Origin of the sequence: Enterococcus sp. LJL51, from assembly GCF_049894025.1 — a bacterium.
Classification (GTDB): Bacteria; Bacillota; Bacilli; order Lactobacillales; family Enterococcaceae; genus Enterococcus_L.
Genome location: NZ_JBNEQE010000013.1, coordinates 26,754 through 47,111, shown reverse-complemented (window position 1 = coordinate 47,111; position 20,358 = coordinate 26,754). Strand labels below are relative to the sequence as shown.

Sequence of the window (20,358 nt, the reverse complement as noted above, 5' to 3'; positions counted from 1 at the left end):
AATGAGTCAAATGACGAATAATTTAGGTGTTGCGGGAGCTGTTTCTCAACAGATGAGCCAGGCGGCCAGTGCGCTGAACAGTACCTCATCGCCTGGGGCACTGGCAAGTAAAACCATGATTGCAGGCAATCGGCAGGCCCAGCAAACAATCCAACTGTCTTCCAGCATCGGTCAACGGGTGTCTAATGGCTTAGCCAGAGACGGCAACAGCATTCATTCTGTCTCTCAGGAATTTGCGGCCATCGATCAGCAGCAAAGCAAAGGCTTTGATGGTTTGAGCATTCTGCCTGGTCCAAGAAAAGGCAGGTTCTAAAATGGCACAAACAGAAGAAAACATTGCCCAACAGCTAACCATCGTTACCCAAACACAGGCAGACATACGAAAGAAGCAATGGCGGCTGGAAGAGCTGGAACAAGATTATCGCCGGCTAGCTACCCATCAGGAAACCTTTCTGTTGGATGTTCTCTACAGCCATACCGAACAGACCCAACAGTTTTTCTCAGAGCTGGAGGATGACCTGTTTCAGTCTCATCGAGCCAATCTATTGACCATCGAAACAGATAGCGAAACGCTGCAGCAGACTGTCAAGGACTTAGCCAAGCAAGAAGAAGACCTGTTAGCGGCAAGGCGACAGCTATTTATAGGAGAAAAAAGGGAGGATGAACATGGGACTTAGTTTTTTTGTGGGAGAAATTGAAGCACAGACCAATGAAGCGATTCAGATAGCCAACGAACACCGACAAAACGCCGGTATCCTCAAGGATGCCATTAACGCCTATCTTCGGGCGCCATTATCTGGAAAAACCTATGACTCTGCCCGCAATTATTTTGGGGCAGTTTATCCGCCTATCGCCAGCGGGATGATTTTAGTGGCCGAATCAATGATTGAGGCTCATACTAAGTTTCCTGCGAAGTTTCAGGAAATAGTCGGCGGCGGAGATATCGAGGAAGACCGGCTAAGAGAACAGATTCAAGAAGGACAAAATATTTTGAGAGCCTACGCTGATGTCCTGAACAAAGAAGAAAAGCAGAATATACGGATGGAGCGAGCCTACATGCGGATGCAGGAAGGCATTGCCGTCCTGGAGGAACGTCTCCAGAAGCTCTATGAGTTCAACAGTGTCTCTGCCGATATCTTTAACGAGGCACTCACCAATATAGAAAACCTAAACCGAGGCGTAGACGCTTTAGAAAAAGGCGGTGCTTGGCATGCGGCTTCTGGTACGTTTGATATCACCAAGCTGGATATGACCTGGGTCAAGCCAATTCAGGAGAAGTGGCAGGAACGGGAGCAGAATTATGAAAAAAAAGCTCAGTTAGAAGTAAGAATAGGTAAAAATGCATTGGGCGGTACAACGTATGAAGTTTACAACAATGGAATTTATGATGAAAAATTAACTAAAATTTATAATGACTCAGCAAAAAAACAAGCGCTGAATTTATTACGAGAAAAAATTGATAATGATAAATTATACCAGTTTTTCTTATTAATTGGTAAAACCTTCACAATGGGAGGAAAAGCTTTTACTATTAAAGATGTAATCGGAATGTTAGGAAACCAATTATTTGTTTTATTTGATGGTAATAACTTTGGTTCAATTTCACTTTCCAATGGTTTATCATTAGAAAGTATAGAAGCTGTCACTTCAATTGCTACAGGAATTGGTTTAGGCACTATTATAGCTATTAACCAAGACACTGGGTTACTTGAAATAGAGATTAGTTATATATCGGTGAATCAAATAAATGAACAAATAAAATTGGGTAAATCTCCTAATGGTATCAAACGTGTTGACAAAGGTTTTAGCGATGTTGAAGACGCACAAGATCATATTCACTTTGATGATTCTAGATGGACTTTAAATAAGGATGGGTCATGGGGGCATAACTCCAGTGGACAGCCACCTCAGATAACAAAAAAAATATTGAAATGGTTACAAAAAATTGGTTGGGGAATTCCTAAATAACTTATAAAGCGAGGAAAGAAATGGATAAAATTGAAGAATTCATTGTATCTTTTTTTCAAAGTAATTCTACTATTGCAACGGAACACCTAGATTTTTTTATCGATAAAGAGACTTTTAACTATTTAGATACAATAGTAACTATGAATAAAATCAAAAAATATATAACAGAAAAGCAGTTAGATGATATAAAAATAATCGGAAGAATTAACTGTGGAACCTCTGAAAGGAAGCAGGTTTGGAACCAAGAATTTTGGAGACTGGTTGATGTAAGTATCGAACCTCCATTAATCGTTATTGGTAGAAGACCTAACCTTTCACCCTATGATTTTATCGAAAAATTGGATCATCCTATGTCGAGCGACTGGCAAAATTATTCAGTAGTTATCCCAGATGAAAATAGATTCAGCCGTTATCTTCTAATAATGGAAGGAGAGCACGAATATGCTTTATAATAAAGATTTCCTTAAAAATCTAAATAATGATTTTTCTTTAACTGTTCCTGTCTCTGACCTCCTTCAAACACAAAGATACACATATAAAGACATTCTAACCCTAATTAATGCTATAGAAATAGAATTAGATGATACGTTATTTTTAAAATGTTCTATAAGCTCTGAAATAGAGATGGATACAACTAACTTAGATAACTTTCTTGCTCTAGAAATAGATACTGAATGGGAAATTCCAAGAATAGAAATTGGTTCTCAGCTAATTTGCTTTACTGATAAAAATAATCGATTACTTAATATTCCTTCGTTATCAGAAAACTTGGTAGCCAGCTACTCAAGTGAAGATGAGGCCAAATTAACAATTATGTCAAAAGCAGTTTATTTAACAAGGCAAGTAAACCCTGAGATTCAACACTTTTTAGGAGAGATTGCGCAAGGAGATATTTATTTAAGTGACTGGCTTGCTATTTATAGCAAGACGACTCTAAGAAAGATGATACAGTTCTTATTGAATAATCATTTTGTCTTTGCTGTTTATAAGCAACCATCTAAAGACTTTGATTATATTGAAATCATTCCAGCCCTCTCATGGAACAACCTTTTAAAAGATGAAACAATTGAATTTTCCGAAAAAGGTAGAACCGCATTTATTAATAATCATTTAGGTGTAGCATTATCGTCACAGGTTCAAAATTTTAAATAGCTGAATACTTCATACCCAATAACTTAAGACAGTAGTTGTTATTCCAAACTTTTTCATGGTAATAATCTGCCAGCTTTTAATACTTCTGGGAAAAAATATACTCCATAATGGGATAAGGAAGAACTTGAAAAAATTAGACAGGTAATGAACAGTGGCATGGAAATATTTGAAGAATCTTCCACTTATTATTAATCGTTTAATTTTGTTTTCTTCACCTCTAATTAATAAAAGAACTTTGAAACGTTAAAAATGAAGGATGAGTGAAAATGAAAATAGAACATGTCCTTTTGGAGCTATTTACTAATGATGAAATAGATGTTGAAGAACTAGTGGCATCTCACAAGCTAATTGATGAATTACATGAAGGGACAGTAAAATATGCCATTGCTGAACATGAATTATCCTACGCAGGCAAGAATGGCATTGTTTGGGATATTGAAGACTCTATCGGCTTTGGGGGAGATATGGATGCTGAATCAAGCTTAACAGATTATGAAGAGATGAACAAAATTCTTATTAATGAATGGCATAAAATCAGCCAAAAAAAGATTGATGAAGCCTATGAAGAATACATGCAAGTGAAGAGACAAATTCTTAAAGCTAAAACTGAGAAATAAAGGTGTGGATAAATGCGTGTATGGATTAAAATACATCAACCAGTTATTGATTTGGACTACAGAGAGTTAGCTGAAAAAATGTGGTTTCATAGCTTTCTTGGTAAAGAATTAGAACTATCCCACGAAGGAAATTCTGAATGGTTGAAGGATAATTATACTCTTAGTTTAAAATGGGACAAATGGGATAATGATAGTAGATGGGCAAGTGAAGAAAACTTAAAAGGTACTCCAGATGAACACATTTCTTTAAACCCAATAAGAGATAAAAAATATTTATATTTTGAAACAGATCATATTGATATACTGACTGTAGATAAACGAGCATTATACATCATGGTTCAAGAATTGGCAAAGACAGTCGAAGGATTGATAAGTGAGGATGGAATGAAGACTTGGTTAACTTTAGAGGAGTTTCAGAAAAAACATAAAAATTTACTCACAATCCCCTTTGAAGAAGCAAATGAAATAAGCCTGAAGGAAGCCAAACATTTCCAGTTTGTTGATGAACCCTGGGATAATGAGGTTATTTACGATTAAACGAATATTTACAGTGTTACTCTTCTTTTTTAATACAACTAGTTCATTATCTCCAATGCCGTTGAAATGAGAGGAACTTAACTATGGAAACTAGAATTAAACATGTTTTATTAGAAATTTATTATCAAGATGGATTAGATTTAAACAAACTATTCAGTGATGAAACCGGCTGGGAAGAGTTAGTTGCCAAAGGGGTATCATTTACTGTAGCAGATTACGAACTAGCCTACGCAGGAAAAGACGGCATTGTTGAGAAGTTAGAGGATTTCGTTGGCTTCGGAGGAGAGATGGATGTTGACTTAGATAATAAAAATTACGAAGCACTCAGAAAAAAGCTCCTTGATGAGTGGACACGTATTAGTCAAAAAAAGATTGCGGAAGCTTATTCAGAATATATGCAGATCCGGGAACATATTTTAAGAAATAATGACGATTAATTATTATGACAACTACTAATAATTCTGATGAACATATGCTCTCTAACTGGATAAAGAATATCTTTAAAAATCAGACAAAAAATAAACGATGAAATTGAATTATTTAAAAGCCTCTCTATCAGCCTAAAAATTTATGCAATAGATTCTTTCTTTTACACTGATAAAGCAGTGTATGTACCAGAAGGAAAAAAATTAAAAATTACCCTTCTCGATCAATTTAAAAATAATCGTATGGAAGAAAAATTTGAAAATCTTTTACTATGTCTTGATGAAAAATTTGATAGAGTCAATCCAGATGACTTAAGGATTCCCTTAAAAGGCATCCCATTAGAAAATGTAGAACCTGATGATGTTACCTATGGCAGATACCTGTTTGAGTAAAGACCACAATCTTTAAAGATAGAGCTAAAATTATCGTTAATCCTACTACAGATTCTGTATCTTCCAGATGCTTCTCCTAATAATTTTTTTACCTTCAACATAAAACAGTTGTTTCTTACCAAGAGTGAGTACAGATATGATTGAAATTTCTAAGCGCTACACCAAAATCAGTGTTCACAAATGATTTTGGGTGTAGAGCTTATTACGTTGTTTCCACTAGATAATGTGTAAAAAAATAAAGCTAGCTAAAACACACGAAACATGCTTTAGCTAGCTTTATCTCTAAAAACTTCTTTCCTGGTTAGATAGCACCAACAACTCTGTGAGGAATATAGGCTTCTTCCAGATAAGCAACCTCATCCGCAGTGAGTGTCAAGTCAATTGCCGGCAACGCATCCAGCAAATGACTTTCCTTAGTTGCGCCGATAATCGGTGCAACGACTGCTTCTTTTTGAAGCAGCCAAGCTAATGCAAGCTGTGCTCGAAGTACTCCGCGATTTTCAGCAAGTTCAGCTACCCGCTTCACAATCACTTTATCCTGAGCTTCAGTCGTATCGTATTTCGATTTCGCCGTTTCATCTGTTAGAAAGCGTTTAGTCGTCGCTTCCCAGTCTCTGGTCAAGCGTCCGGCTGCCAGCGGGCTGTAAGGTGTTACTGCGATTTTTTGATCTGCACACAGCGGCAGCATTTCTCTTTCTTCTTCCCGATACAATAAATTCAAATGGTTTTGCATGGAAACAAATTTTGTCCAACCGTTTCTCTCTGCTGTTGCCTGTGCCTTAGCGAATTGCCAAGCATACATTGCTGAGGCTCCGATATAACGTACTTTACCAGATTTCACAAGGTCGTGAAGAGCCTCCATCGTTTCTTCAATCGGTGTATGGTAATCCCAGCGATGAATGATATACAAATCTACATAATCCATACCCAGTCGTTTTAAGCTTTGATCAATCTGATGAAACAGTGCTTTTCTGGAAAGTCCTCCGCTGTTTGGTGTTTGCTTCATTTTCATGTAAGCCTTCGTTGCTACTACGATTTCATCTCGGTTCGCATAATCTTTTAACCCTTTCCCAAGAATTTCTTCACTAGCTCCGTAGGAATAAATATTCGCTGTATCGAAAAAGTTAATCCCCAAATCCAATGCTTTTTTTATGACCGGCAGACTTTCTTTTTCTTCCAGTACCCACTCATGAAAGCCACTGGCTGGATCACCAAATCCCATCGTACCTAAACAAAGCTTTGAAACATCCATACCTGTATTACCAAATTTTACATATTCCATAATAAAGCCTCCTATTTTTTTACTTAATAAACGCAATTGCAGTCGATTTAAGGGTTCAGCTCTTATTGTTTATCCTACACCCTGAAGTTGACTATAGGTCAAGCCTTTTTATGTATTTTATTTTTGCAGCCTATCACTACTCACCGACTATTCTGATAAAAAAACAGGTCAGAATCCTCTTTTATTCATAGTTATCCAAAACATTCTATCGTTTTAGGAACTCTACAATACAGAGATTTTCTGAACTTTGCTTTTATATGTTTAGGGGAATCCACACAACTGGGGAAGATGTGCTTGTAGTATTTGACTAGAAAATCAACTGTATTCTGCCAAGCTTTCCGGCTGAAACTCAATAGGCACACTAAGAATATCATCCCGCTTTACATAGAGTGCTTTTGAAATGCTTCTCTCTGATTTGTCATTCAGCCGATCGACCACGACTTCTTTTTGATCCTTTGTCACAAAGATATAGCGTTGAATGTTCCCTAAAATAAATGTTTCTTTTAACTTAACGGGAATTTTTAAACAGTCTTTTTGCTGTTCAAACTGAATTAGTTCCGGACGCAGATAATAGATAAACTGATTATCAAAGCTGCCCTGTTCTTCTTCATAGCGGGTCAGTTCAAACCATTCAAACCGATTATAGTTACCGATAAATTCGGCGACAAATGGTTTTTCCGGTTCCTGATAAAGTGCTTCGGCTGAAGAGCTTTGAGCAATCTTTCCAGCATCAAGAACAAACACACGGTCACTAATCCGCATGGCCTCTTCCTGATCATGGGTCACAAAAATCATGGTGATTTGAAGCTCCTGTTGAATTCTTCGCAAATCCTGTTGTAGCTGCTTTCTGATACGGGCGTCCAAAGCACTTAACGGTTCATCCAACAATAAAACCTTGGGCTCCGTCACTAAAGAGCGGGCTAGCGCCACCCGCTGTTTTTGACCTCCGGAAAGCAGCTGAACATTCTTTTCAGCAAACTCTGTCATATCTACCAAATCAAGAATTTTGAAAACCCGTTCGTCAATTTCCTCCTTACTTAGCTTCTTCACCCTTAAACCAAACGCTACATTTTCAAACACACTCATCGTTGGGAACAACGCATAATTCTGGAAAACAAATCCGATATTCCGATCTTTGGTCGGCTTTGTTTGAAGCTCTTCCCCATCTAAATGAATCGTACCGGTTTTTGGCTGCTCTAATCCTGTGATACAACGCAGCAGTGTAGATTTTCCACAACCGCTGGGTCCCAATAGAGTGACTAATTCACCTTGTTCAATAGTCATCTCATCAACTGCCAAAATCTGCTTTTCTCCAAAAAATAAAGTCAAATTACGAATGCTCAAGTACATTTTCCACGGCTCCTCTCATCACTGCTTTTTCTTCTTTCGCTGCTGTCTGCCGCTGTCTTACCAGCTTTTTCTGACGATTAGTAATCGTAAAGGTCAACAGGGCAATCCCTACAAGAAAGCCTAAATACAGCACCATGACCGCACTAGCCAAATGACCGTTTTCATTCATTCGCCGTATCATATAAATGCGGATAGTTTCGAAACGTCCGCCAATCAAAAGATTGGTCAGCATGTACTCGCCAAAAACGGAAGAAAAAACCATTAAAGATACTAATGTAGTGCCGATTCGCAGATTAGGGAATAGAACTTTAAAAATAATAGTCGACATCGGTGCGCCCAAAGTTGCCGCAGCATCAACTAGCTCTTTCATATTAATTAAACGCAGCTGATTGTTAATCCCGAGAAAGACAACTGGCAGAGCGCTGATAAAAAGGGCACCAATCAAGATGATGAACATCGGCACACTGGTTTTGGCATAGGTTCTTAACAAAGCTGTAATAAGAATAACCCCGGGAATTGCATAAGGCAGCAGCACAAACTTTTCCATCATGCGGCTGATTTTTGGAAAAAACAAATGAATCCAGATAATGGTTGGAATCATAATCAAAAGAATTGCAGCCAAGACTAAGCCTGCCAACAGCAGTGAACGGCCTGCTGCTTCAATAAACTTCTGATCAGAAAACAGCTGTCCAAACCAGTGAAGGGTAAAATCATCAGGCAAAACCGTTTTAGTCCAAGTTGTTGAACTGGCGTAAAGAATTGTACCAATCAACGGCAGGAAATAGTAGATGGCAAACAATACTAGAATACCGGTTGAAAGTCTTTTTTTCATTACCACAGCACCCGCCCTTTTCGTTGAATCAGAATCATCCCGCCAACTAAAATTAATCCAAATAGCACTGCTAATGCGCTACCGAGATTTGGTTTGGCAAATACATCGCCGGGCACCAGAGCAGCGATACGAATCGTTAAGAGGTTTACATTGCTGCTGGTCAGGGCATAAGCTGTCTCGTAAGTCCCCATACCATTGGCAAACAATATGACAAAGGTGCTGGCAAGGGACGGACGCAGAAAAGGCACAGCTACCTTTCGCCAGGCGTAAAGCTTAGAGGCGCCTAAAAGCTCGACAGATTCCAGCCATTCTCTTTTTACTTCCCGTATACTTGGATATAGAAACAAAAGTCCTAAAGGAATCTGAAAATAAACATACGTAATCGTTAAGCCCCACCATGAGTACAACTCAAAATCAGCTAAAATCGGCAGCAGCAATTTCAGCACACCAACATTTCCCAGTAAAATAATAAAAGAAAAAGCTAAAGGGATTCCGGCAAAGTTTGCCGCCAGATTAGAAACAAAGGTGATTTTTTCCTGTGTCTTTGCGGATAGGTTAATTAAACATAAACACAAAATGACTGCACCAATAATTCCCAGTACACTAGAGAGGCAAGCAATAAGCAGGCTGTTCCAAAAGGCCTGTGTATAGTAGGCGTTTGCGAAAATGGTGGTGTAGTTGGACAGTGTCCATTGCCCTGTCAGGTCCGAATGGAAGCTGCCGATAATCATGGAAAACAATGGGATAATCAGAAAGGCGGCAAAGATAAAACCCATCGGTAGTAAAACCAGCTTCTTATTCATTCTTATCCCTCCACAGCTATTTCTAAACCAACCATTTCAGCAGAAGGTTTAATCCCTAACAAAGAACAGATTAACGGCGCTATTTCCAGCTGCTTCACAATTTCTGGTAGCTCTCTGCTGATTTTTTTCGAATAGATATACAGCGGAACCTCGCGATGAGCAGCTAGATTGCCGCCATGCAGTCCGAACTCATCCATGCCATGATCGGCAGTGACAATAATCTGATACCCCTTCTCAAGCCAGGCTGGTATAAATTCACCTAAAAGATTATCTGCCTGATTAACCGCCCACTGATACTCTTTTGAAGCAGCCGTGTACTTATGACCGATATCATCAATATTCATTGAATGAACGAGTAAAAAATCAGGTGAATCACTGTTAATAATATAATTGGCGTCAGCAAATAAATGAGAATCTGGATAGGTATCCTCGCTATAAAAAATCCCGTGCTGTATCTGCTGGTCTGCATCCTGTTGAATTCGGTCTTCCCGAATATTATACGGCGCTCGATTATACAGCTCACTGTACCAATAATAGGCCGCAGCTCCAGTTGTTCCACCACTGTTTTTTACCAACTGGAAAATGGAGGTCTGTGTTGACCGCTGACTATAGGCATTTGTATAGATACCATTTTTATAGGTAGGCACACCGGTCATTAATACTTCATACAGGGGTCGGGAATTGCTGGGCATTTCCGCCTGTACCTTCGTTAATACAGCTTGGTTGTGTTCTACTAAATGATTCAGAAAACCGCACTGGGCGGCTGCGGTATCATACCGGCAGCCATCCAGAATAATCAGAATCAGTTTGTCTTTATTTGGCATAGGCCAACACCTCTGATTGCCACAGCTCAGGTAAATCAACAGATGTTTTATCCCATGCTGCATTATCTTTGACTGGCACTGCTGCTTGATACGCAGAATCCGGCAGCAGCTTTTCAGCAACCTCTGCAGGCAGCTCTACCTCTCGTATTGGCCGGGCATACCCTCTCGCCAGATTGATTTGGCCTTCATCAGAAAGAATATACTCTCTAGTCAGCTTAGCAGCATTAGGATGGGGTGCATTTTTATTGATGATAGTTGTATAGCCGCTAGTTACAGAACCATCGTTGGGAACATTTACCGTAAATCTTTTAGCATCAATTTGATCTCGGTAATTCAAGCCGTTAAAGTCCCAGACAATCGCAACATCTACTTCACCCTTCTCCAAATTTGCTACACTTGCGTCTACAGATGAGAGTCTGCCCTGCTCCGCAAGCTTTTTAAAATAAGCCAAACCAGGCTCTATTTTCTTTTCATCGCCATTGTTCGCGACGGCTGCTGCTAAAACCGCAAACTGAGCTTGATTGGCAGTTGTCACATCGCCAACACTAACTTTATAGTCTCCACTCAGTAAATCAGCCCAGCTTTCAGGCGCTTTTTTTACATTGTTCGTGTCGGTTAGAAAGGAAATCGTTCCAGTATAGCTTAGCAGCCAATCGCCATTATCATCTTTCGCCCAATCGGGAATCTCATCCCAATAGCTGGTTTTGTAGGGTAATGTCAGTTCTTTGCTTTCTGCCAACGGGCCAAAGCTAATACCCACGTCGCCAATATCGGCTGTACCGCTAGTCCCTTCAGATTCAAACTTAGCCAGTTCTTCTGCACTGGACATATCCGTATCTACATGGGTTAAGCCGTATGCCTTTTCTATATCCTGCCAGGTACCAATCCAGTTTGCCCAAGTATCCGGCATCCCCACACTGGCAACCTCACCTTCTTTTTTTGCCTTTTCAATAATCGTTTCCAAAGTGTCCTCTTCTGAGGAAAGATTTGCCGCACTACTGTCCTTTGACCCACAGCCCGACAATGCAATCCCTAGCCCAGCTAAAGCAACCAGTCCAATTACTTTTCTCTTGTTGTTTTTCATTTTTTTGCTCGCTCCATTTCTTTTTGCTGTTTTGTTTGAAAAAAGCCAACCAATGATATTTACTATGAGGCTATTCCTGTTTGATTCAGCCTCAGTGACTTCACTTTAACAAAGCACTGTTAAAAGAAATTCAACTTTAAGAAAATTTCCAGTAAACATTGTAAAAATCGTATTGAGTTTGAAAGGTTTATGTTAAGCTCCATTTGATAGCCTAGACAGATTTTGGCTTTTCTAAACATCCATTAGAAAAAAATCGCCCTTTTGCCTCATCTGTGATAAGGTAGAAAAAAAAGGAGGAGCAGCTATGAACTATTATGATCAGCATTTACACACATACTTTTCTTTTGATTCTGAGGAGCACTTCGAAAACTATTTGACCTACCAGCCGGAGTTTTTCGTTTCTACCGATCATTTTGATCTTAAAAACCCCTGTTCCCAATTCAAAGACGACATTCCTGATTACCCTGCCTATACAAAAAAAATTGCTGAATTAAGCAATCAGGTTGAAACTGTATTTTTAAAGGGAATCGAAATTGGTGTAGTTCCAGGACAGGAAGAAACGATTAAGAACTATCTAAACCAGCATTCTCACGATTTAAAATTGATGAGTATTCATCAAAATGGTCAGTTTGACTATATGGATGATGTGGTTTTGACAAAGGACAAATTTATCGTTGCTGAAGAATATTTTACTCAGATGAATCAGGTTCTGGATCGGTTCCATGAAGGGGATATTCTCACCCATTTTGAGTACGGCTTGAGGAAATTTGACTTTTCTGTCGAAGAATTGATGCAGTTTGAGACTTTGCTAAGCGAAATTTTCAAAAAGGTTATCGATTTGGAGATGGCTGTCGAGCTGAATGCAAAAAGCTTTGTTAAATACAACAATGCTCACCTTTACGAATATGCCATTCCTTTGTATCGTTCCTTAGGCGGAGAACTTTTCACATTGGGGTCTGATGCCCATGTTGCAGAAGACTATCGTTTAGGCTTTGACCCAATGTCTGCACTATTGAAAAAACACAATGTGGAACAGCTGGTGGTCTTCCAAGGAAAAGAACGAATCTTTACCCCGTTGCCGGATTAATTCTTTTTCTAGCCCGTTTCTTCTATACAGCTCATTTGAATCAACACGTCAAATTATCCTTTCTATCACTCACAGAGTATGATAGAATAACTTATATTTTTTAGAAAGGAGTACGAAAAATGAAAAAGGCAAATTTTGTTGTTGTATTTTTTTTGGTAGTGGTTCTAATTTCTTTTATTGCTTTTTTATTTAGCTTCCAATCTTTTTGGAGCAGTATCTCATACCTGATTGTGCCATCACCGGACAGCTATAGGACCAATGAAGATATTTTTAGAGAGTTGATTTCAACTGTACCCATGCTGCTGTTAACTTCAGCCGTTGCATATTTTTGCTTCAAGCAGGGTTTAAAATATTACAAAGAACCGCAGAATTAAACTTTAAAATAAAAGAAACGTCCGACATTTTTATGCTCTTGGACGTTTCTTTTATTTATGGAGAGACTTGACTGACACCCTAATTTTTATAGCCGCTCTTATTTATAAATCTTTACGCTACTACACCACATTGGTTCATTTTTTCTTCCACTTCTTTGTACCAACCCAAACAGTATCACCATTCACTAGATACAATCGATCATCTTTTCTTTGTTCAATTCGATACGCTGACTGTTTAATTGACTCTACTTCTGCTTCAGAATAAAGTCCGCTAGCTACGTCTTCCAGCAATTCGCTCCCATACCAAACATCTGCACGGATACCTTCTTCCCATGAGAACTCAGCCGCCTTTTCAACAAACAATGTCTCCGGGAGCGTCTGTCTGTTCTTCAATTCTTCAAATGTCTCATCATAGGAGTGATACATTTCTTTAAAACTAACCACAATCTGTGAACGAATAAAATCCTTTTCAAATAGCCATACCTTTAAATAATAAGGTGTCTTGTAGGTTTCCATTGTCTGCTGCCATGAATCATAAATTTCCAGCAGGGCTTCAATAATTAACCGTTTATACCAAAAGGGTATTGAGTAACGCCTTAAAGAGTAGAACGGATGAATCCAAGTTTTTACATACTCCCTATGATTCTTCTCTAAAACAGCTAAATCCAACTGGATATAATAGTTTTTCCAAGTCTCAATCTCTTTAACCTTTCTTTTCCACCCTCTTATTTTTCTTTTACTAAAATCAAAGCGTTCAGACATCATTTCACCTCTTTTTATAACATATATAACTCTTCTTCAGATCATATTCAACTAGATTTTTTCTTTACCGCCGAGAAAAATATATAAAATAACTCCTGCCAGCATAATGACAATTGCTACAATAATCGCCGCCATGCCAGCGAATATTCCATAGTTTGTTGATAAAATTCCCGTAACGATTGGCATTGTAATGCCGCCGACTCCGCCAATAATCAACAGCCAGCCCATCGCCATTGGATACTTGCGTATCGCTGGACCAGCAATGGTCATTGCGGTTGGATAGATTCCGCCCATAGAAGCCCCTAAACCAAATATTGCCAAGATGATTACATAATAATTTTGTGTGGACAGCAATAGAAAATAAAACACGCTGGCGCCAATACTAATCATCAACAGTAGACGACTGCGCTTCAAACGGTCTCCGTAAAAGGTACAGAACAAGCGTCCAACTAAAATAGCCAACCAGAGTAAAGAGGCCAGCATTTGTCCCTGTTGAACATTCATGATATTAGCATCTACAAAATATTTAACCAGCCAGCCGGTAATTGCGGCTTCTGCACATAAATAAAAGAAAAGAATCAGAACGGTATTCCAAAATAATTTATCTTTGAAAAAACCATACCCTTTTGCTTTTGAAGCCGTCTTAGCCTGCGGCTTATCATTTTCAAGCGGCATCCTTGAAAACATCCACTGAGAAACTAAAATCAGTAGAATAATAATCAGACAGCTAATCTGCCAGCCCTTGGTCCCAAACAAAGATGTCGTTAGAATCACCAGAAACGGTGCCAGTAATGCGCCTATCGCAAACAAGCTGTGTAGAAAATTCAAGGCGGCCGGACTACTATTGGAAACATCATTCACTGTCTTATTATTAAAATTAGAGATACTGCCGCGGCTAATCCCTGTAAAAAAGAACGCCAGCAACAACAGCCATGATTGATCTGTCAAAATAATCAGTAAAAAACCGACAACCACAAAGCTGCTTAAAAAGAGAATCGCATTTTTACGCCCTAGATAAACAGGCAATATTCCAGCTACAAGCCCTGCCAACAAATTTCCCGCCTGATGGCTGGAAATCAGCATCCCGCTGACCGTATCGCTTAAATCATACGCATCACTTAGCAGCGGTAAAATTGAACCGAAAATCATCGCATATAGACCATTAATAAAAAAGATAAAAAAACAACATTTAATTATATACTTGTTTGTTTCGCTTAACTCCTGATAAAATGAATTTTTTAACATACTAACAAACCCTGCCTAATCCTATGATATTTTTTCGAATAACTTACTTTTCAGATAATAGCTCCATTTGCATTATTTCCTAATAAGAAATTACGATTTCTAAAAAATAAATAGTTCACTACTATCATAGCCCAAATAAAAAGGAAAGCAAGTCTTTACTGACAAAATAAAAGCAGCTTTTCAGGTCTAGGAACCACAAATACCTCCATATCAGACTTTCTATCATTCAGTCCAAGTTGGAGGCAATAATTATACTATTATGTCTGTGGATTCTACTCGCATATAATTTCAGGCAAGGAAAATTGATAGAGTCAATTAGCTAATACAGTTTTATCTGCACTGAATCTCCTTTTACTATATTGGATTGGCGGATTAATCCGCCAATCGAAAAAACGCATTTATTCCCTTAGCCATTTCTATTAGTCACAAACTTTTCGTAGGAAGCAATCCATTCCTCCATTGACATTTTAGTGACTAGTTCACCGATTAAATCATAGGGGATTTTTTTTGAATTAGTAAATCGAATACAGCTTTTCCCCATATTCAGTTTTGTCGGCATTTCCTCTGCGTACCGTTTTTGAAACCATTCCAGCAGTGGTTTATTCCCCATGATTCCCATGTGATAAAGGGCAATATGCCGTTTCTGAGCGGCAAGACCAATAAAAGGAACTGGTTCATCTTTTCTGTTCAGATAACCATCAGGATACACAGACAAGGGAACATCATAGCCAATCATTCCATAGCTGAATCCCAGTTCAAATCCTTCAGGGATATTTTCTTTAACAACGTTAAACAAGTGCAGAAAATCCTCACGCCGTTTATCATCTACATTCAATAAGTACGCATCTACTTCTTTCATGACTTCATTCCTTTTTCAATTAGATAATTTCCTTTTTATTTCTCCATTAGAATATCACATCCTCTGCCAGAAGAGATACATAAATGATTTTAAAAAAAATGCTCTAATTTTTAAATCTTTCTCTAATTTTAGAAAGGTACCTAAATATTTTTAGTAAGGTACTTGACTTTTTCCGAAGGTACCTGTATATTATTTTGAGTAAGGTACCTTATCAAATTCGAATAAAGAAGAAAATTTGTAGTAATTCAAGTTTTATAGAAAATGACGGAGGAAGAACAATGCTTAAAATAATTAAAAAAATGTCAATCAGTAAGGCCGTTGTAGCTATTGTCTTTTTATTAATCCAGGCTGGCTGCGACTTGTACATCCCTACACTGACTGCCAATATGATCAACCAAGGCGTGGTTGCTTCAGATATGAACGCCATCTTGCGTATCGGCGGAATTATGCTGAGCTTTTCTCTAGCCAGCTTTGCTGCAGCACTTTTAAATACCTATCTTTCTGCACAAGTATCTTATCGATTAGGGAATGATTTAAGGGAGGCAATTTATAAAAAGATCATCGCTTTCTCCAATGTAGAATTTGATCGTTTTAGCGCCTCCTCCCTAATTACCAGAAATACCAACGATGTAACTCAGGTACAAAACTTGGTGGAAATGGGCTTAAAGTTTTTGATTTTAACACCCATTTATCTAGTTGGCGGGCTTTACCTTTCTTTTCGGTTGAGTGCAGCGCTAACTGCTCCCTATCTGCTAGTCGTGCCAATTCTTTTGGGAATTGCTTTTCTAATTTTTCATTTTACAAATCCACTCTTTGAAAAAATGCAGAAAAGTATTGATAATCTGAACCGGATTTTTAAAGAAGGAGTCACCGGAATTAAGGTTATCCATGCCTTCAATAAAGAGGAAGCAGAGTATGAGCGTTATGAAGCAGAGAACAACAGCTATACAAAAGTCTCGATTCAATCAAATAGTGTGTTGAATTTCTTAATGCCGTTCATGTCACTAATCATGAGTCTTGTGACTCTTGCAATTACCTGGCTGGGTGCAGGTCTTATTGATGGCGGCTCAATGGAAATCGGGACATTGATTGGTGTAACTGCTTATACAACTCAAATTTTGATGGGTGTTGCTTTACTGACAAATATCGTTTCTTCTATTCCACGAGGACAGGTTTCAGCTAGGCGCATTAATGAAATTTTGGATTTGCCGTTAACAATCAAAGATGGAACAGAAAATATCCAAGCAGCAGTTAAAGAACCTACCCTTGTATTTGACCAGGTTTCATTCAAATATAGCGGTGCCGAAAAAGAAGTTTTCCACCATCTTTCTTTAACAGTAGATCAAGGAGAAAGTTTGGCAATTATCGGCAGCACTGGCTCTGGAAAAACAACCCTAGTAAATTTACTTTCCCGTTTTTATCCAATAGACAATGGTCAAATTCGTTTATCCGGACAAGACTTGAAAGACTTAAAAGAAGAACAGCTTCGAGAGAAAATCAGCTTGGTCCCTCAACGAAATACCTTATTTTTTGGATCGATTCGTGAAAATCTGCGGATTGCCAAAAATGATGCAACAGATGAACAGATGTGGCAGGCTTTGGAACAGGCACAGGCAGCGGATTTTGTTCGTGCCGGAAGCGGATTAGATACCCCTGTAGAAAAAAACGGCGACAACTTCTCCGGCGGACAAAAGCAGCGGCTTTGTCTAGCACGCGCTTTTCTAAAGGAAGCAGCCATTTATATCTTCGATGATTCTTTTTCTGCTCTGGATTTCAAGACGGATGCTTTGATTCAGCAGAAGCTTAAAGAAAACTTCCAGCAGTCAGTCAAAATAATTGTTGCTCAGCGGATTGCAACAGCTAAACACGCTACTCGAATTTTGGTTTTAAATGAAGGTCAGGTTGTCGGCTATGGCAGTCATGAGGAGCTAGCTGCTGGAAATCCTGTTTATCAGGAAATTATGCAGTCACAAACAGAAGAGAAAGGGGCGGCAGCCTAATGACAAAAAAAGAAATGGGTAGAGGCGGAATGAGACACGGAGGGTTAATTGAGAAGCCAAAGAAACCCTGGCAGACAATTAAACGCCTCATGAGCTATGTTAAAGGCAGTACCTGGCTCTTACTGCTAGTTGTCGTTCTTGCAGTCAGCGGAACCATTATGCAGGTGCTTAGTCCTCAAATTTTGGGACAAGCGACAACTTTGATTTTTGCAAATGTCAGTGCTGGAAACCAGATTCAATTTATACGATTAAGCCAGATTTTATTAACTGTCACTGCATTATATATTGGGAAATTCATCATAGATTTTCTGCAGTCAACAGCTATGACCGTTGTTTCCCAAAAAACAACACAGCGCTTGCGGAACGATTTAAAAAGGAAAATCAATACACTATCCAGCGGCTACTTTGACAAGCATTCCAACGGCAATCTAATGTCAATTGCGACTAATGATATGGATAATATTGCTACAATGCTTCAACAAAGCATCACACAGTTGATTGCCAGCGTAATTTTAGTCGCGGGGACCATTTGGATGATGTTAACAATCAGTTGGCAGCTAACGTTGGTTGCTTGTCTGACTTTACCGGCGAGCATCCTAGTTGCTAAGGTGCTAACCCCTCGAACACAGAAAAATTTCCGGGCCTATCTCAAAACACAAGGTTCACTCAATGGTCAGATTGAAGAAGCCTTTAACGGTCACGAAGTCATCAAAAGCTTCAGTAATCAGCAGGAATCAATTGCAGACTTCAAAAAATTAAATGATTCTATGTACGAAACCGGCTGGAAATCTAAATTTTTCGGCGGTTCCATGATGCCGGCGATGATTTTCTTGAAAAATTTTGTTTATGTTATCATCGCTTCGGCCGGTGCCTGGCAGGTCGCTGCTGGTGCTATTTTAATCGGGAATTTGCAGGCATTCTTACAATATTCTTCACAATTCTCACAGCCAATCAGTCAGTTTTCGCAAATTTGGAATGGACTATTGTCTACCGTTGCCTCCGCTGAACGGGTTTTCGCCGTGATGGATGCAGAAGAACGGGCTATTTATGACCAGCAAGCTTTTCCAGATCAGCCAATGGATACTGCAGAAGTTCATTTTGAACATGTACAGTTCGGCTATACTCCGGATCACTTAGTTATGAAGGACTTCTCTCTAGCCGTCGATAAGGGTGAAATGGTTGCCATTGTCGGACATACGGGTGCAGGAAAAACAACACTCGTTCATCTGCTGCAGCGCTTTTATGAAATATCCAACGGTAGTATCCGCATCAAGGGTAAAGATATCCGCAATCTGAGCCATGAAGAGCTGCATAAAAAAATCGGTATGGTGCTGCAGGAAACCTGGCTGTTTTCTGGTACGATTTATGACAATATCCGTTACGGCAATCCGGGAGCAACTGACGAACAAATTTATGAAGCAGCCCAAGCGGCTTTTGTTGATGATTTTGTCCGCAAGCTGCCGGAAGGCTACCAAACCGTTTTGAATGAAGAAATCAGCAATATTTCTCAGGGCCAGCGGCAGCTGATTACCATCGCCCGTGCCTTCCTTTCTAATCCTGAGATTCTGATTCTCGACGAGGCAACATCAAATGTCGATACACGTACAGAGCTGTTGATTCAAAAAGCCATGCGCAAGCTGTTGAAAGGAAGAACCAGCTTTGTTATCGCTCATCGACTATCTACGATTTATGATGCAGATGAAATTATTGTCATGGATCACGGAGACGTAGTAGAAACCGGCACGCATGCAGAGCTCCTGGCATTAGATGGTGTTTATGGCGATATCTACAACAGTCAGTATCAAGGAGCTGCTTAATACACTTGGAAACACATAGTTAAAATTAGTAAGGTACTTGACTTTTATCGAAGGTACCTTTATAATATAATTCATAAGGTACCTGACAGGTATCTTAAAACACATAACTTATACTACTAGGAGGAATTCTCGATGACTGAATACGAATCGAATTTTTTAGAAAAATATCTATACTTAGAAGGATTACTGCACCGCTACTTTGGATGGAAACGTAGAGAACAAGGACCTCATGCCAATCCGCATAAAGGACAGGGACGGATTTTGAGCATTCTAAAGCTTCAACCGGAAATTACCCAAAAAGAAATGACTTTTTTATTGGATATGCGCCCACAATCCTTGGGAGAATTACTGAATAAGCTGGAAAAAGCCGGCTTCGTTACTCGGGAACCTGCTGCGGAGGATCGCCGGGTAATGGTAGTGAAACTCACCGATGCCGGTGCTGAGGAAGCAGAAAAAATGAATGCTGCTGAGGAAGAAACTATTTTTGATGTGCTAACAGAAGAAGAACAGGAGCAGTTCACAGCGATTATTGACAAGCTGACAGCTGCTGTTGAAGCAGAGATGCCGGAAGACGCAGGACGTCGTCCAGATATGCGCGGTTTCGGTGGCTTTAGAGGCCACCGCGGTGGTTTTGGTCCAAACGGGATGGAAGATTTCAGACCTGGCGGTAAAGGCTTTCCAGGGTTTGGACCTGCTCACGGCTCATTCCATCAGCACGGCGATCATCGCCGGCCTTTTGAGGGCTTCCCAGATGCCCCTGTTGACGGCGAGGAATAAACACTTCCAAAAATTTTTATAGAAAGGAATGAAGGCGATGTTTAGTATTATAATTTGGGCACTATTCGGTGAACGCATTAACAGCTACATCGATTCTTTATAGCCCTTTGTATAAATAATGACTCCTCTATAAAATAAAGCTGCACGAAACCATTGTATCCGAAAAAACA

23 protein-coding genes are annotated in these 20,358 nt (G+C 39.3%); 14 read left to right on the top strand and 9 right to left on the bottom strand.

Annotated features, from left to right (window positions below; all coding sequences use genetic code 11):
- Window position 1 precedes the first annotated feature (1 nt).
- The 9 genes from ACPWSO_RS12320 to ACPWSO_RS12280 all read left to right on the top strand — a co-directional run bounded on the left by ACPWSO_RS12320 (window position 2) and on the right by ACPWSO_RS12280 (window position 5,092).
- Complete coding sequence (locus ACPWSO_RS12320) at window positions 2-313, top strand: TIGR04197 family type VII secretion effector (RefSeq protein ID WP_426083773.1); 312 nt, start codon at window positions 2-4, stop codon at window positions 311-313.
- 1 nt (window position 314) lies between these two features.
- Window positions 315-677, top strand: a complete 363-nt coding sequence (locus ACPWSO_RS12315; RefSeq protein WP_426083771.1) for a hypothetical protein — start codon at window positions 315-317, stop codon at window positions 675-677.
- Window positions 667-1,968: a T7SS effector LXG polymorphic toxin gene (locus ACPWSO_RS12310; RefSeq protein WP_426083769.1), complete on the top strand. Its 1,302-nt coding sequence runs from the start codon at window positions 667-669 to the stop codon at window positions 1,966-1,968. Before ACPWSO_RS12315 ends, ACPWSO_RS12310 begins: the two co-directional genes overlap by 11 nt.
- A 20-nt stretch (window positions 1,969-1,988) precedes the next feature.
- Entirely contained in the window at window positions 1,989-2,420 is a 432-nt protein-coding gene (locus tag ACPWSO_RS12305) for a hypothetical protein (RefSeq protein ID WP_426083767.1), read from the top strand.
- The gene (locus tag ACPWSO_RS12300) at window positions 2,410-3,120 is read left to right on the top strand and encodes a hypothetical protein (RefSeq protein WP_426083765.1); all 711 of its coding nucleotides are present in this window, start codon (window positions 2,410-2,412) and stop codon (window positions 3,118-3,120) included. Before ACPWSO_RS12305 ends, ACPWSO_RS12300 begins: the two co-directional genes overlap by 11 nt.
- A 266-nt stretch (window positions 3,121-3,386) precedes the next feature.
- A complete protein-coding gene (locus ACPWSO_RS12295; protein WP_426083764.1) occupies window positions 3,387-3,737 on the top strand; it encodes a hypothetical protein in 351 nt (116 codons plus the stop codon).
- Window positions 3,738-3,749: 12 nt separating this feature from the next.
- Complete coding sequence (locus ACPWSO_RS12290; protein WP_426083762.1) at window positions 3,750-4,274, top strand: hypothetical protein; 525 nt, start codon at window positions 3,750-3,752, stop codon at window positions 4,272-4,274.
- A gap of 83 nt (window positions 4,275-4,357) precedes the next feature.
- A complete protein-coding gene (locus tag ACPWSO_RS12285; protein ID WP_426083760.1) occupies window positions 4,358-4,711 on the top strand; it encodes a hypothetical protein in 354 nt (117 codons plus the stop codon).
- A 168-nt stretch (window positions 4,712-4,879) separates the two neighbouring features.
- Window positions 4,880-5,092, top strand: coding sequence for a hypothetical protein (locus tag ACPWSO_RS12280; RefSeq protein WP_426083758.1), 213 nt, complete (start codon window positions 4,880-4,882; stop codon window positions 5,090-5,092).
- A 301-nt stretch (window positions 5,093-5,393) separates the two neighbouring features.
- Here the strand turns inward: ACPWSO_RS12280 and ACPWSO_RS12275 are convergent, their stop codons facing one another.
- The 6 genes from ACPWSO_RS12275 to ACPWSO_RS12250 all read right to left on the bottom strand — a co-directional run bounded on the left by ACPWSO_RS12275 (window position 5,394) and on the right by ACPWSO_RS12250 (window position 11,267).
- Window positions 5,394-6,374, bottom strand: coding sequence for an aldo/keto reductase (locus ACPWSO_RS12275; RefSeq protein WP_426083756.1), 981 nt, complete (start codon window positions 6,372-6,374; stop codon window positions 5,394-5,396).
- Window positions 6,375-6,689: 315 nt separating this feature from the next.
- Complete coding sequence (locus tag ACPWSO_RS12270) at window positions 6,690-7,724, bottom strand: ABC transporter ATP-binding protein (protein WP_426083754.1); 1,035 nt, start codon at window positions 7,722-7,724, stop codon at window positions 6,690-6,692.
- Window positions 7,705-8,556, bottom strand: a complete 852-nt coding sequence (locus ACPWSO_RS12265; RefSeq protein ID WP_426083752.1) for an ABC transporter permease — start codon at window positions 8,554-8,556, stop codon at window positions 7,705-7,707. The genes ACPWSO_RS12270 and ACPWSO_RS12265 overlap by 20 nt, the downstream gene beginning before the upstream one ends.
- A complete protein-coding gene (locus tag ACPWSO_RS12260; protein WP_426083750.1) occupies window positions 8,556-9,359 on the bottom strand; it encodes an ABC transporter permease in 804 nt (267 codons plus the stop codon). The genes ACPWSO_RS12265 and ACPWSO_RS12260 overlap by 1 nt, the downstream gene beginning before the upstream one ends.
- A gap of 2 nt (window positions 9,360-9,361) precedes the next feature.
- Entirely contained in the window at window positions 9,362-10,183 is an 822-nt protein-coding gene (locus ACPWSO_RS12255; protein WP_426083747.1) for an alkaline phosphatase family protein, read from the bottom strand.
- Window positions 10,173-11,267 carry an ABC transporter substrate-binding protein gene (locus tag ACPWSO_RS12250; RefSeq protein ID WP_426083745.1) on the bottom strand — a complete coding sequence of 365 codons (1,095 nt, stop codon included), beginning with the start codon at window positions 11,265-11,267 and terminating at the stop codon, window positions 10,173-10,175. The genes ACPWSO_RS12255 and ACPWSO_RS12250 overlap by 11 nt, the downstream gene beginning before the upstream one ends.
- 304 nt (window positions 11,268-11,571) lie before the next feature.
- Here ACPWSO_RS12250 and ACPWSO_RS12245 point away from each other — a divergent pair, with 304 nt between their 5' ends.
- Entirely contained in the window at window positions 11,572-12,354 is a 783-nt protein-coding gene (locus tag ACPWSO_RS12245) for a PHP domain-containing protein (RefSeq protein ID WP_426083743.1), read from the top strand.
- A 119-nt stretch (window positions 12,355-12,473) separates the two neighbouring features.
- Entirely contained in the window at window positions 12,474-12,728 is a 255-nt protein-coding gene (locus ACPWSO_RS12240) for a hypothetical protein (RefSeq protein ID WP_426083741.1), read from the top strand.
- Window positions 12,729-12,863: 135 nt separating this feature from the next.
- Here the strand turns inward: ACPWSO_RS12240 and ACPWSO_RS12235 are convergent, their stop codons facing one another.
- The 3 genes from ACPWSO_RS12235 to ACPWSO_RS12225 form a co-directional block, all read right to left on the bottom strand.
- Window positions 12,864-13,490 (bottom strand): hypothetical protein, encoded by a 627-nt coding sequence (locus ACPWSO_RS12235; protein ID WP_426083739.1) that lies wholly within the window; start codon window positions 13,488-13,490, stop codon window positions 12,864-12,866.
- Between the two features lie 51 nt (window positions 13,491-13,541).
- The gene (locus ACPWSO_RS12230; RefSeq protein WP_426083737.1) at window positions 13,542-14,735 is read right to left on the bottom strand and encodes an MFS transporter; all 1,194 of its coding nucleotides are present in this window, start codon (window positions 14,733-14,735) and stop codon (window positions 13,542-13,544) included.
- Window positions 14,736-15,141: 406 nt separating this feature from the next.
- Window positions 15,142-15,594 carry a DUF1801 domain-containing protein gene (locus ACPWSO_RS12225; protein ID WP_426083735.1) on the bottom strand — a complete coding sequence of 151 codons (453 nt, stop codon included), beginning with the start codon at window positions 15,592-15,594 and terminating at the stop codon, window positions 15,142-15,144.
- Window positions 15,595-15,872: 278 nt separating this feature from the next.
- Between ACPWSO_RS12225 and ACPWSO_RS12220 the strand changes: the two genes are divergently transcribed.
- From ACPWSO_RS12220 to ACPWSO_RS12210, 3 genes are all read left to right on the top strand, one after another.
- On the top strand, window positions 15,873-17,594 hold the full coding sequence (locus ACPWSO_RS12220) for an ABC transporter ATP-binding protein (protein WP_426083733.1): 1,722 nt from the start codon (window positions 15,873-15,875) through the stop codon (window positions 17,592-17,594).
- A complete protein-coding gene (locus ACPWSO_RS12215; RefSeq protein ID WP_426083731.1) occupies window positions 17,594-19,411 on the top strand; it encodes an ABC transporter ATP-binding protein in 1,818 nt (605 codons plus the stop codon). Before ACPWSO_RS12220 ends, ACPWSO_RS12215 begins: the two co-directional genes overlap by 1 nt.
- Window positions 19,412-19,543: 132 nt before the next feature.
- The gene (locus ACPWSO_RS12210; RefSeq protein ID WP_426083729.1) at window positions 19,544-20,188 is read left to right on the top strand and encodes a MarR family winged helix-turn-helix transcriptional regulator; all 645 of its coding nucleotides are present in this window, start codon (window positions 19,544-19,546) and stop codon (window positions 20,186-20,188) included.
- Window positions 20,189-20,358: the final 170 nt, after the last annotated feature.

What these genes read in the sequence shown, in the direction of transcription:
- ACPWSO_RS12310 (WP_426083769.1), top strand. Translation starts at nt 667, where the DNA reads ATGGGACTTAGTTTTTTTGTGGGAGAAATTGAAGCACAGACCAATGAA.
- ACPWSO_RS12215 (WP_426083731.1), top strand. Translation starts at nt 17,594, where the DNA reads ATGACAAAAAAAGAAATGGGTAGAGGCGGAATGAGACACGGAGGGTTA.
- ACPWSO_RS12220 (WP_426083733.1), top strand. Translation starts at nt 15,873, where the DNA reads ATGCTTAAAATAATTAAAAAAATGTCAATCAGTAAGGCCGTTGTAGCT.
- ACPWSO_RS12255 (WP_426083747.1), bottom strand. Translation starts at nt 10,183, where the DNA reads ATGCCAAATAAAGACAAACTGATTCTGATTATTCTGGATGGCTGCCGG.
- ACPWSO_RS12295 (WP_426083764.1), top strand. Translation starts at nt 3,387, where the DNA reads ATGAAAATAGAACATGTCCTTTTGGAGCTATTTACTAATGATGAAATA.
- ACPWSO_RS12230 (WP_426083737.1), bottom strand. Translation starts at nt 14,735, where the DNA reads ATGTTAAAAAATTCATTTTATCAGGAGTTAAGCGAAACAAACAAGTAT.
- ACPWSO_RS12235 (WP_426083739.1), bottom strand. Translation starts at nt 13,490, where the DNA reads ATGTCTGAACGCTTTGATTTTAGTAAAAGAAAAATAAGAGGGTGGAAA.
- ACPWSO_RS12315 (WP_426083771.1), top strand. Translation starts at nt 315, where the DNA reads ATGGCACAAACAGAAGAAAACATTGCCCAACAGCTAACCATCGTTACC.
- ACPWSO_RS12290 (WP_426083762.1), top strand. Translation starts at nt 3,750, where the DNA reads ATGCGTGTATGGATTAAAATACATCAACCAGTTATTGATTTGGACTAC.
- ACPWSO_RS12300 (WP_426083765.1), top strand. Translation starts at nt 2,410, where the DNA reads ATGCTTTATAATAAAGATTTCCTTAAAAATCTAAATAATGATTTTTCT.
- ACPWSO_RS12265 (WP_426083752.1), bottom strand. Translation starts at nt 8,556, where the DNA reads ATGAAAAAAAGACTTTCAACCGGTATTCTAGTATTGTTTGCCATCTAC.
- ACPWSO_RS12240 (WP_426083741.1), top strand. Translation starts at nt 12,474, where the DNA reads ATGAAAAAGGCAAATTTTGTTGTTGTATTTTTTTTGGTAGTGGTTCTA.
- ACPWSO_RS12245 (WP_426083743.1), top strand. Translation starts at nt 11,572, where the DNA reads ATGAACTATTATGATCAGCATTTACACACATACTTTTCTTTTGATTCT.
- ACPWSO_RS12225 (WP_426083735.1), bottom strand. Translation starts at nt 15,594, where the DNA reads ATGAAAGAAGTAGATGCGTACTTATTGAATGTAGATGATAAACGGCGT.
- ACPWSO_RS12305 (WP_426083767.1), top strand. Translation starts at nt 1,989, where the DNA reads ATGGATAAAATTGAAGAATTCATTGTATCTTTTTTTCAAAGTAATTCT.
- ACPWSO_RS12250 (WP_426083745.1), bottom strand. Translation starts at nt 11,267, where the DNA reads ATGAAAAACAACAAGAGAAAAGTAATTGGACTGGTTGCTTTAGCTGGG.
- ACPWSO_RS12285 (WP_426083760.1), top strand. Translation starts at nt 4,358, where the DNA reads ATGGAAACTAGAATTAAACATGTTTTATTAGAAATTTATTATCAAGAT.
- ACPWSO_RS12275 (WP_426083756.1), bottom strand. Translation starts at nt 6,374, where the DNA reads ATGGAATATGTAAAATTTGGTAATACAGGTATGGATGTTTCAAAGCTT.
- ACPWSO_RS12320 (WP_426083773.1), top strand. Translation starts at nt 2, where the DNA reads ATGAGTCAAATGACGAATAATTTAGGTGTTGCGGGAGCTGTTTCTCAA.
- ACPWSO_RS12270 (WP_426083754.1), bottom strand. Translation starts at nt 7,724, where the DNA reads ATGTACTTGAGCATTCGTAATTTGACTTTATTTTTTGGAGAAAAGCAG.
- ACPWSO_RS12260 (WP_426083750.1), bottom strand. Translation starts at nt 9,359, where the DNA reads ATGAATAAGAAGCTGGTTTTACTACCGATGGGTTTTATCTTTGCCGCC.
- ACPWSO_RS12210 (WP_426083729.1), top strand. Translation starts at nt 19,544, where the DNA reads ATGACTGAATACGAATCGAATTTTTTAGAAAAATATCTATACTTAGAA.